Origin of the sequence: Streptomyces fildesensis (assembly GCF_016107395.1) — a bacterium.
GTDB classification, from domain to species: domain Bacteria; phylum Actinomycetota; class Actinomycetes; order Streptomycetales; family Streptomycetaceae; genus Actinacidiphila; species Actinacidiphila fildesensis.
The window spans coordinates 174,504-184,958 of record NZ_JAAIKO010000010.1 but is presented as its reverse complement, the minus strand read 5'-3'; the positions used below and the strand labels follow the sequence as shown (position 1 = coordinate 184,958).

Sequence of the window (10,455 nt, the reverse complement as noted above, 5' to 3'; positions counted from 1 at the left end):
GCGCGGACCGCTCGACGGCGTACGGGGCGACCCGGGCCGCCACCTCGGCCGGCAGGGCGGCCAGGACCCCGGTCAGCAGCTCGGCGGACCCGGCGCCGACGTCGACGAGCGCCAGCCCGTCCGGCCGGCCCAGCGCCTCGTCCACCTGCAGCAGCAGTGCGGCGACGGCCCGTGCGAAGAGCGGGGAGGCGTGTACGGAGGTGCGGAAGTGCGCGGCGGGCCGTTCCCGCACGAAGAAGCCCCCGGGCCCGTACAGGGCGCGTTCTGTGGCGTTCCGCCAGCCGGGCCATGCGGAGCCGTCCTCGTCGATCACGGGACCACCGTAGGACGTGCGTCCCGTCACAGGGGAACCGGAAGTACCAGGTGGTGCGTCGAAGGCCAGAGCGGGCAGTCGTCCGACCCGGGTAGGGTTCCGTGGGTCAAACATGTCCGCCCGCGACGCCGCGGAGGCGAGAGCGCAGGCCTTGTGACCGCGCCGCGGACTAATCGATCATGAGCCATGGGTGCACCGCGCTGCGATGGGCATGTGCCATTAGGGAGTGAACAGCGGATGACGGCCGGCAACAACGGCGCCTCTGAGAACGACGACCCGTTCGCGTACCTCTACCGCTCCGAAGGCGGCGAGGGCGAGAGTTCCGGGGCGGCCCCAGAGGGCGCGACGGTGGCACAGCCGGGCGTGCCACGCACGTCGTACAACCAGGTCCAGCGGGTCGGCGAGCGCCGCCCGCCGCAGCAGGGCGGTTACGGCTACCCGCCGCAGCAGCCCCAGCCGCAGCCGGGCCACGACCAGGGCTACGCGCCGCAGCAGCCCCAGCAGGCACAGCCGCCCCAGTACACCCAGCAGCAGACGCAGTACGCCCCGCACGGCGGCGGCAGCGGCGGCGGGTCGCAGGGACCGAACCGCAAGGGGCTGCTCATCGGCGCCATCGCGGTGGTCGTGGCGGTCGCCATCGGCATCGGCTTCGCGATGACGCAGGGCGGCGGCAAGAAGGACAACGCGGAGGACAAGCCGTCCACCCCGCCGTCCTCCAGCGCCCCCGTCACGCCGAGCCAGTCCGCCAGTGCCCCCGAGAAGTTCTCGTCCAAGGTCGTGGACGCCGCCACGCTGGTCCTGTCCGGCGGCGCCGCGCGGACCAACGCGATGCCGGGCGCCAAGGCCGCGGGCGGTACGTCCGTGGGCGGTCTGAACGCCGTCGGCGCGAGTGCCGCGTACACCTTCGACGTGCCGAAGGACGGTACGTACACGCTGTTCATCAGCTTCGGCAACGTCGGTGAGGACGCCGGTCTCACGCTCAATGAGAACGGCAAGCTCCGCACCAACCCGGTGAACATGCACAACTACATGAAGACCGCCGACTGGACGAAGGCGTGGGCCACCACCTACGTGTGGGTGGATCTGAAGAAGGGTTCCAACACCCTTGCCCTCACCTGCGCGCCGGGCAACAAGTGCGGCGTCAACCTCGACCAGGTGTGGATGAAGGAAGGCCAGGTCAAGAAGTAGCGCGCGGAACGGCCGTCACTTCGACGCGCCCGAGCAGCTCTTCGTAGACCGTCCGGTCGAACTCGCCCGCCGCGGGCGCCAGTACGGTCGCGGCGGACAGGGCGATGGCGCGGGCCAGCCGGCCCGGCCAGTCCAGTCCCTCGACGAGGCCGGAGAGCAGTCCCGCGACGGCCGAGTCGCCGGCGCCCGTCGGGTTGCCCGACAGCCGGTCCGGCGGCACCGCCCGCCACGTGGCGTCCTCCGTCACCGCCAGGATGCCCTCGGCGCCCAGTGAGGCCGCCACGGCCCGCGCACCGCGCCTGCGGGCCTCCTCCGCGGCGTGGGCGGGCTCCGTGGAGCCGGTGAGCCGGGTCAGCTCGTCGAGGTTGGGCTTGATGAGGTCCGGGCGCGCGGCGAGGCCGCGGCGCAGCGGCTCGCCGCTGGTGTCCAGCAGGACGGGGACGCCCGCGGTGCGGGCCTCGCGGATCAGCTCCGCGTACGAGCCCACCGGCAGGCCGGGCGGCAGGCTGCCGCACAGGGCGACGGCGGAGGCCCCGGCCAGCAGCTCCCGGTAGCCGGTGAGGAGCGCGGCCCACTCGGCCGCGCTGACGGTGGGACCGGCCTCGTTGAACATCGTGGTGTCGCCGGTCGCGTCGTCGACCACGCCGATGGTGCGGCGGGTGGTGCCCTTGATCGGCACGAGCGCGTCCCGCACGGTGCCGAGCCCGGCCAGCCGCTCGCGCAGCACCTCCCCGGTCGGCCCGCCCGCGAAGCCCGTCACGACGGCCTCGTGGCCGAGCGCGGCGAGCACCCGGGCCACGTTGAGACCCTTGCCGCCGGGCCGTTCAACGGGCTCGGAGACCCGGTGGGTGGTGTGCGGGAGCAGACGCGGAACGCGGTACGTGATGTCCAGTGCGGCGTTCGGCGTGACGGTGATGATCACGCGTCGATGATGGCAAAGGAACGGCGGCCCGCCCAGGGGGTGGCGAACCGCCGTCACGAAGGGGTCCCGGCGGCCTCAGGAGGGCCGCACGATCCATTCGCCCTTGCGCATCACGCCGACCAGGTCGTACGAGGCGTCGAGCACCACCAGGTCCGCGTCCTTGCCGGCCTCCAGCGAGCCGATCCGGTCGTACTGGCCCAACAGCCGCGCCGGGTTGGCCGAGATCGCCCGCACGGTGTCGGCCAGCGACAGCCGGTCGACGGTGACGGCGCGCTTGAACGCGGTGTCCAGGGTGAGGGTCGAGCCGGCGATGGAGCCGTTCTCGACGAGCCGGGCCACCCCGTCCTTGACCTCGACGGCCATCGGGCCGAGGTCGTAGTGCCCGTCCCCGAACCCGGCCGCGTCCATCGCGTCGGTGATGAACGCGACCCGGTCCGCGCCCGCGCTGCCGAAGGCGAGCTCCAGCACGGCGGGGTGCAGATGCGTGCCGTCGTTGATCAGCTCGACGGTGACCCGCTCGTCCTCCAGCAGCGCCGCGATCGGGCCGGGGGCACGGTGGTTGAGCGTGGGCATGGCGTTGAACAGGTGCGTGGCGACGGTCGCGCCCGCCTCGATGGCCTCGATCGTCTGCTCGTACGTCGCGTCGGTGTGGCCGATGGCGGCGATCACGCCGTGCTCGACGAGCAGCCGCACCGAGTCCAGGCCACCGGGCAGTTCGGTGGCGAGGGTGACCATCTTGGCGGTGCCGCGGGCGGCGTCGATGAGCTTGCGGACCTCGGCCGGATCGGGGTCGCGCAGCAGCGACTCCATGTGCGCGCCCTTGCGGCACGGCGAGATGAACGGGCCCTCGAAGTGGATGCCGGCCAGATCGCCCTGCTCGACGAGCTCGGACAGCAGCGCCGCGCGCTGCGCCAGGACGTCCATCTCGCCGGTGACGGTCGACGCGACGACGGTGGTCGTGCCGTGCTCGCGGTGGGTGCGGACGCCGGTGAGGATCTCCTCCGGAGTCCCCGAGGTGAAGGACGCCCCGCCGCCGCCGTGGTTGTGGATGTCGACGAAACCGGGAACGACCGTGCAGCCGCTGAGGTCGACCGTACCGGCCTCGGCGGACTCGTCGGCCACGATCCGGCCGCCGTCGACGGTCACCCGGCCGTTCTCCACCACGCCGGACGGCAGCACCACACGGGCACCGGTCAGTACCGTGCGCTGCGTTGTCGTTACGGGGGCCATCAGGCGGTTACCTCCACGGAGAGAAGATCCCAGGCGAGCAGACCCGCGCCCAGGCATCCGGCGGTGTCCCCGAGGGCGGCGGGGACGATGAGCGGGAGCTTCTGGAACGTGATGCGCTCCTCGACCGCCGCGCGCAGCGGGCCGAAGAGTGTGTCCCCAGCTTCGGCCAGACCGCCGCCGATGATGAGGACCCGGGGGTCCAGAAGAGTGAGGCCGGTGACCAGGCCGTCGGCGAGCGCGTCGATCGCCTCGCGCCAGACGGCCAGCGCGCGCGGGTCGCCGGATTCGACCGCCTTGGCGCAGTCGGCGGCGTCGGCGTCCGGGTCGTCGCTGGCCGCCGCCCAGGCGCGGGAGACGGCGGAGGCGGAGGCCAGCGTCTCCAGGCAGCCGCGCTGCCCGCAGCCGCACAGGGGTCCGCCGGGCCGGACGACGATGTGACCGATCTCGCCCGCGTAGCCGTGCGCGCCCGCCTCGATGCGGCCGTCGATGCCGATGGCGCCCGCGATGCCGGTGCCCAGCGGGAGGAAGAAGAACCGGTCGGCGCCGTTGCCCGCCCCGATGCGGCCCTCGGCGAGACCGCCGGTGCGCACATCGTGCCCGAGGGCGACGGGGATGCCGCCGAGCCGTTCGGAGACCAGCGCGCGCAGCGGTACGTCGCGCCAGCCGAGGTTGGCGGCGTAGACGGCGATGCCGGCCGTGTCGTCCACGATCCCGGGCACGGCGACGCCGGCCGCGGCGGCGGGTTCGCCGTACTCGCGGATGCCGTGGTCCCGCAGGTCGGCGGCGAAGCCGAGGATGGTGGCGACCACGGCCTCGGGGCCGCGGTCCCGTCCGGTCGGACGGCGCGCCTCATGCAGAAGCGTGCCGTCCTCCCCGACCAGGGCGGCCTTCATTCCGGTACCGCCCACATCGAGCGCGATGACGTGTCTCACGCAGGACAGTGTCCCCTCTCCTCAGGGAAAGGTCTAGTCCACTTACGCCATGAAGATCACCCTTCGGGCGCAGGCGAATCGCCTGGTCTGCGGGCTTCCATCCCTTCTGTCCCCGCTGTTGGGCAAGGGTGTTGCCGAAGCGAGACAGCCGTGGTGTAGACCTTGGGTGGGCAGCGCGGGCAGACTCGGGCACTTGACGCCCCCGGAAACGCGCGGGGGCGGGCGCATGAAGCGGATGAAGGCGGTAGGACAACGGTGCACCGGCGACGACTCCTGGGCACGGCGGCAGCGGGTATCGCAGCGGCGCTGGCTCTGACGACACTCAGTGGATGCGGTGGCAGCAGCGCACTCGGCGGTGATGTCACCCTGCACATGGTCGCGGCCGACTACGGCACCGACGCGGCCACCAGCTCCAAGAAGTACTGGGACGAGCTCGGCCGCGCCTTCGAGGCCAAGAACCCCGGCATCAAGGTGGACATCCAGGTCATCGACTGGGACCACGTCGACACCAAGGTCGCCGAGATGGTCAAGGCCGGCAAGGCGCCGGACATAGCCCAGATCGGCTCCTACGCCGCCTACGCGTCCAAGAGCCAGCTGTACAGCGCCGACGAGCTGTTCCCGATCAGCACCCAGGCCGACTTCATCCCCTCCCTCGCCGCGGCGGGCGAGCAGAACCGCACCCAGTACGGCATCCCCTTCGTCTCCAGCTCCCGGATGTTCTTCTACAACCAGACGCTGTTCGACGACGCGGGCATCAAGAGCGCCCCCAAGACCTGGGCCGACATCGAGGCCGACGCGAAGAAGCTCAAGGAGCACGGCGTCAAGATGCCGTACGGGCTGCCGCTCGGCCCCGAGGAGGCGCAGGCCGAATCGCTGATCTGGATGCTCGGCAAGCAGGGCTCGTACACCGACACCGTCGGCAGCTACACCCTCGACTCGCAGCCGAACGTCGAAGCGATGGAGTGGCTCAAGGAGAAGCTCGTCCAGCCCGGCCTGACCGGCAGCAGCGACCCGGCCAAGACCAACCGCCGCACCGTCTTCGACGCCTTCCTGGCAGGCAAGGCCGGCATGGTCAACGGCCACCCGACGCTGCTCAAGCAGGCCCTCGCCAAGGGCATCAAGGTAAAGGCCGTGCAGATCCCCGGCGAGGGCGGCCAGATGGCGGAGACCCTCGGCGTCGCCGACTGGATGATGGCCTTCAAGCAGAACGGCCACCGCGGCGAGATCGGCAAGTTCCTGCAGTTCTCCTACAGCCCCGAGAACTCGATCAAGTTCCTCGACGAGTACGGGCTGCTGCCGGTGACCAACTCGGCGATGCAGGCGATGCGCAAGGACCCGAAGGACAAGGACCTCATCGAGTTCATCGACCTGCTGCCGTCCGCCCAGTTCTACCCGGTCGACAAGACCTCGTGGGGACCGGTCAGCGACCAGATGAAGAAGGTCCTCGGCAGCGCCGTGCACGCCGACCCCAAGACGGTTCTGAGCGACCTGCAGCGGTTCGCCGAGAACCAGGACGCCGCGGAGAAGGTCAAATAGTCACGGGTCGGGTGGCCACGGGTCACGTTGTGGCCGGACAAGTGGCCGCCGGTCATGTGGAGGAGACGCGGGTGGAGAGCGAGAGCGAGAGCCTGACCGGCCAGGACCGGGCCGTCCTCGACCTCGCCGCCCGCACCTGGGCGGGGCCCGGGGCGAAGGAACGCGCCATCAGGGAGCAGCTGGGCATGTCGGCCACCCGCTACTACCAGCTCCTCAACGCCCTCCTCGACGATCCCCGGGCACTCGCCCACGACCCGGTGACCGTCAACCGGCTGCGCCGCGCCCGGGACACCCGCCGCGATTCGCGCTGAACGCGCGCATGCTCCCGTGTGCCCGCCCGGCGCCCGCCACCACCCTTCCAACGAAGTGCTTCGCACGCCCCCTCCTCTGCCCCTCCTCCCCTCGGTAGGGTCGGGGTCATGAGCAGTCACCTGCTGACCTCGTCCACGTCCGACGGCAAGGAAGGGCTCGCGGCGTTCCTCGCGAACCCCGAACGTGCCGTGGTCGCCCTCGATTTCGACGGCACCCTGGCGCCGATCGTGCCCGACCCCGAGAGCGCCCGCGCCCACCCGGGCGCGGTGCCCGCACTCGCCCGGCTCGCCCCCCACCTCGGGGCGGTCGCGGTGATCACCGGCCGCCCGGCGGGCGTCGCGGTCCGGTACGGCGGCTTCGCCGGCGTCCCGGGACTGGAGCGGCTCGTCGTCCTCGGGCACTACGGCGCGGAGCGCTGGGACGCGGTCAGCGGCGAGGTGAAGTCCGCGGGCGACCACTCCGGCGTCGACGCGGTACGGGCCGAGCTGCCCGGCTTCCTCGACCGGATCGGCGCCTGGCGCGGCACCTGGATAGAGGACAAGGGACGCGCGGTCGCCGTCCACACCCGCCGCACCGAGAACCCGGAAGCCGCGTTCGAAGCCCTCCGCGACCCCCTCGGCGAACTCGCCGCCCGCCACGGCCTCATCGTCGAGCCCGGCCGCCTCGTCCTGGAACTGCGGCCCCCCGGCATGGACAAGGGCGTCGCCCTCGCCTCCTACCTCCGCGAGGCCGACGCCGGCTCGGTGCTCTACGCCGGCGACGACCTCGGCGACCTCGCCGCCTTCGGCGCCGTCGAACGCCTCCGCGGCGAAGGCCTCCCCGGCGTCCTCGTCTGCAGCGGCACCGCCTCCGGCGAGGTCCCCCCAGAACTCGTGGCCCGCTCCGACCTCGTCGTGGACGGCCCGAAGGGCGTGGTGGATCTCCTCAACGCCCTGGCGGACGCGCTCGAAGCACACTGACCGCCTCCGGCGGGGGCGCGGGCGGTGCCGAGGGTTTCTGCGGCGCGCCCGCATCGCTCCCCGCACGGGAGGCCGGGGTCGGTCGCGTGACGTTCCGGGGCTGTGCCGGCGGCGCCTGATCTGCGAAGATCTGTCAGCTGCACGATGCCGCAGCCGCCGGGGGGCGGCCCATGCGCCGTGGGAGCGTCCATCGCGACTTTTCTGGGGGTCAATGCCGTGCGCAAAGCCCGCATAACGGGGCTTGCTGTATCGGCCCTGCTCATCGGTACCGGCCTGCCGGCACTCGGCGTCATGGCGCAGGCCGCGCAGGCCGACGCGGGCAATCTGTACGTCGACAACGGCTCCGCCACCTGCTCGGACGCCAGTGCCGACGCGGGGAGCCAGGCCGTACCGTTCTGCACCATCTCGGCGGCGGCGAAGATCGTCGAGCCGGGTCAGACGGTGCGGATCGCCAAGGGCAACTACCGGGAGTCGGTGGAAGTCACCCGGTCCGGTACACCCGAGGCGCCGATCACCTTCACCGGGCCGGGGTACGAGAAGACCGTCGTGCCCGGCGCCGTGGTGATCGGCATCCAGCAGGACCTGCTGCATGCCGTCAGCTTCAAGGGCGTCCATGACGTCACGTTCGAGCACTTCACGCCCAAGAGCGGGCATGAGGCCGTGCTCGTCACGGATTCCGGCCGGATCACGGTGAACGACGCGTGGATCCAGAGCTCGGGCTGGAAGAGCGTGACCGGCGGAGTCACCTATCCCGCTGTCCGGGTGACCGGGCAGAGCAGCGATGTGACGGTGAGCCGGAGCCGGGTCACTATGACGCCGGGCGACGCCATCAGCGTCGATCCGGGAGTGGTGCGCGCTGTCGTTTCGACCAACCAGATGGTCACCAACATCGGTCGCGCGGTGGCCGTGACCGATGCGCCGGGCACGGTGGTCACCAGCAACACGATCGGCGCGAACTGCGGTGCCGGCGTGGAGCTGGCAGGAAATTCTTCCGGGGCGACGGTCGAGAACAATGTTCTCCTGAAGCTCTCGGGCCGCTCCCCGCAGGGATGTTCCTCCAGCCAGTATCTGACCCTTGCGGTGTCGGCCGCTTCAACCAGTGGTACGACAGCGGACTACAACGTCGTGACGAGCGACGCGCCGAACGCGTACCGCTGGGCGGACCAGACGTATGGCGGTATTCCCGCATTCCAGCAGGCTTCCGGACAAGGGGCGCACGACGTTGCTGTTCCCCGCGCGTTCATGACGCCCCAAGAGGGTTCGCCCATGATCGACTCAGCCGACGCGAACGCGCCGGGCCAGCTGGACACCGACCTGCACGGCTCTCCCCGTGTCGACGACCCGCTCGTCGCCGACACCGGGACCGGCGCGGGTCACCACGACCGGGGCGCGTTCGAGTTCCAGGACCCGATGGCGCTGACCTACAACGTCACACCGAAGGCGGGCCAGGCTCCGCTGGATGTGACCGTGACCGGCGCGGCGACCGCGACCTGGGTGCCCATCACGCAGTACTCCGTGGACTTCGGCGACGGCAGCGCCCAGGTGACCTCGGCGACGCTTCCCGTCGGCCACACCTACCCGGCGCCCGGCACCTACAAGGTCGCTGTGACCGCGACCAACGCTCTCGGCCACACCGCGACGGTGCTCCAGAGCCACGTCGTCGCGCCGCCCGCACCGGTCGCCGCCCACCTGGCCGTCCGTAGCGGCACCGACGGCATGCCGCTGCGCGTCACCGCCGATCCGTCCGCGACCGTCAGCCCCTGGCCGGTCGCGAGTTACCGCTACGACTTCGGCGACGGCACCCCGGTCACCGACGACCCCGTCCACACCTACGCGGCGGTCGGCACCTACGTCGTCACGCTGACGGTGAAGGACGACCACGACCGGACGGCCGCCTCTCTTCAGCAGGTCACGGCGGGCAGTGCGTTCGTGCCCGTGCCGTCCGCGCGGCTGCTGGACACCCGGAGCGGGAACGGTGCTCCGGCCGGCAGCGTCGGTCCTCGCGGTGTGGTGCAGGTGCCGGTGACCGGGCGGGCGGGTGTGCCCGCGAACGGGCATGTGACGGCGGTGCTGCTGAACATCACCGCCACCGAGCCGACCACCGGCGGTTTCGTTACCGCCTACTCAGGTGGCACCTCCCGGCCCACGGCGTCGAGCCTGAACTTCACCGCCGGACAGACGGTGGCGAACGCCGTGCTCGTCCCGGTCGGCCCCGACGGCAAGGTCGCGCTCTACAACGGAGCGGGCGGCCGGGTCCAGTTGCTGGCGGACGTCGTGGGGTATTACGCCGACGTGGTCGGGAACCCCGCCTCAGGGGGCTTCCACAGCCTTCCGTCCGCCGGTCCGGTCCGGCTGCTGGACACCCGGAACGGAACCGGCGCGCCCAAGGGCAAGCTCGGCCCGGGCGGCACCGTTCGGCTCAAGGTCAGGGGCGCCGCAGGCGTACCGGCCGGGGCGAACGCGGTCACCCTCAACCTGACCGCGACCGAGTCCGTGGGCGGCGGCTTCGTGAGCGCGGCGCCCACCAGCATCCCGCCAACCACTTCCAGCCTCAACTTCTCCACGGGCCAGATCGTGTCCAACCAGGTCACGGTGCCGATCGCGGCGGACGGCACCGTGCTGCTGTACAACCAGAGCGGCGGCGTGCACCTCATCGCCGACCTGCAGGGTGCTTTCGTCGATCCCGCGCAGGGCGGTGACCCGTTCATGCCGACGACCCCCAGCCGGCTCGTCGACACCCGTGACGGGACCGGCGGGTACAAGGGCAATCTGGGCGCGGGCAGCACGATGCGGATCAGAGTGCCCGGTGCGGGCGGGAGCGCCGGTACGGGACACGCGGTTCTGGTGAACGTCACGGCGGCCAACACGCTGGCCGGTGGCTTCCTCACCGCCTACGCGGACGGCGCTTCGCAACCGGGAACGTCGATCCTGAACTTCCCGGCGGGCAGCACTGTTCCCGGCCTGGCTCTCGTACCGCTGTCCCCCGAGGGGTACTTCGACATCTCCATCCCGGTGGGATTCGCCGACATCGTCGTCGACCTGCAGGGCTACGTGGCCTGATCA

Annotated in this window: 8 protein-coding genes and 1 pseudogene; 5 read left to right on the top strand and 4 right to left on the bottom strand. The window is 71.5% G+C overall.

Annotated features, from left to right (window positions below; translation table 11 throughout):
• Positions 1 to 310 (bottom strand): annotated as a pseudogene (locus C6N31_RS17755) (SAM-dependent methyltransferase); the annotation flags it as partial.
• A 240-nt stretch (positions 311 to 550) separates the two neighbouring features.
• Between C6N31_RS17755 and C6N31_RS17750 the strand changes: the two are divergent.
• Entirely contained in the window at positions 551 to 1,501 is a 951-nt protein-coding gene (locus C6N31_RS17750) for a carbohydrate-binding protein (protein WP_138355894.1), read from the top strand.
• Here the strand turns inward: C6N31_RS17750 and C6N31_RS17745 are convergent.
• The 3 genes from C6N31_RS17745 to C6N31_RS17735 all read right to left on the bottom strand — a co-directional run bounded on the left by C6N31_RS17745 (position 1,491) and on the right by C6N31_RS17735 (position 4,585).
• Positions 1,491 to 2,423, bottom strand: coding sequence for a 1-phosphofructokinase family hexose kinase (locus C6N31_RS17745; RefSeq protein WP_138355895.1), 933 nt, complete (start codon positions 2,421 to 2,423; stop codon positions 1,491 to 1,493). The two genes, C6N31_RS17750 and C6N31_RS17745, sit on opposite strands and share 11 nt — an antisense overlap.
• Positions 2,424 to 2,498: 75 nt before the next feature.
• Positions 2,499 to 3,653: an N-acetylglucosamine-6-phosphate deacetylase gene (gene nagA / locus C6N31_RS17740; protein ID WP_138355896.1), complete on the bottom strand. Its 1,155-nt coding sequence runs from the start codon at positions 3,651 to 3,653 to the stop codon at positions 2,499 to 2,501.
• The gene (locus tag C6N31_RS17735) at positions 3,653 to 4,585 is read right to left on the bottom strand and encodes an ROK family protein (RefSeq protein WP_138355897.1); all 933 of its coding nucleotides are present in this window, start codon (positions 4,583 to 4,585) and stop codon (positions 3,653 to 3,655) included. The genes nagA and C6N31_RS17735 overlap by 1 nt, the downstream gene beginning before the upstream one ends.
• A gap of 255 nt (positions 4,586 to 4,840) precedes the next feature.
• Here C6N31_RS17735 and C6N31_RS17730 point away from each other — a divergent pair, with 255 nt between their 5' ends.
• The 4 genes from C6N31_RS17730 to C6N31_RS17715 all read left to right on the top strand — a co-directional run bounded on the left by C6N31_RS17730 (position 4,841) and on the right by C6N31_RS17715 (position 10,452).
• Positions 4,841 to 6,121 carry an extracellular solute-binding protein gene (locus tag C6N31_RS17730; protein WP_138355898.1) on the top strand — a complete coding sequence of 427 codons (1,281 nt, stop codon included), beginning with the start codon at positions 4,841 to 4,843 and terminating at the stop codon, positions 6,119 to 6,121.
• A gap of 71 nt (positions 6,122 to 6,192) precedes the next feature.
• Positions 6,193 to 6,432, top strand: a complete 240-nt coding sequence (locus C6N31_RS17725; RefSeq protein ID WP_244809228.1) for a DUF3263 domain-containing protein — start codon at positions 6,193 to 6,195, stop codon at positions 6,430 to 6,432.
• Between the two features lie 108 nt (positions 6,433 to 6,540).
• Positions 6,541 to 7,392, top strand: a complete 852-nt coding sequence (gene otsB / locus C6N31_RS17720) for a trehalose-phosphatase (protein WP_138355899.1) — start codon at positions 6,541 to 6,543, stop codon at positions 7,390 to 7,392.
• Positions 7,393 to 7,608: 216 nt separating this feature from the next.
• Positions 7,609 to 10,452, top strand: a complete 2,844-nt coding sequence (locus C6N31_RS17715) for a PKD domain-containing protein (RefSeq protein WP_187144922.1) — start codon at positions 7,609 to 7,611, stop codon at positions 10,450 to 10,452.
• Positions 10,453 to 10,455 lie beyond the last annotated feature (3 nt).

What these genes read in the sequence shown, in the direction of transcription:
- C6N31_RS17750 (WP_138355894.1), top strand. Translation starts at nt 551, where the DNA reads ATGACGGCCGGCAACAACGGCGCCTCTGAGAACGACGACCCGTTCGCG.
- nagA (WP_138355896.1), bottom strand. Translation starts at nt 3,653, where the DNA reads ATGGCCCCCGTAACGACAACGCAGCGCACGGTACTGACCGGTGCCCGT.
- otsB (WP_138355899.1), top strand. Translation starts at nt 6,541, where the DNA reads ATGAGCAGTCACCTGCTGACCTCGTCCACGTCCGACGGCAAGGAAGGG.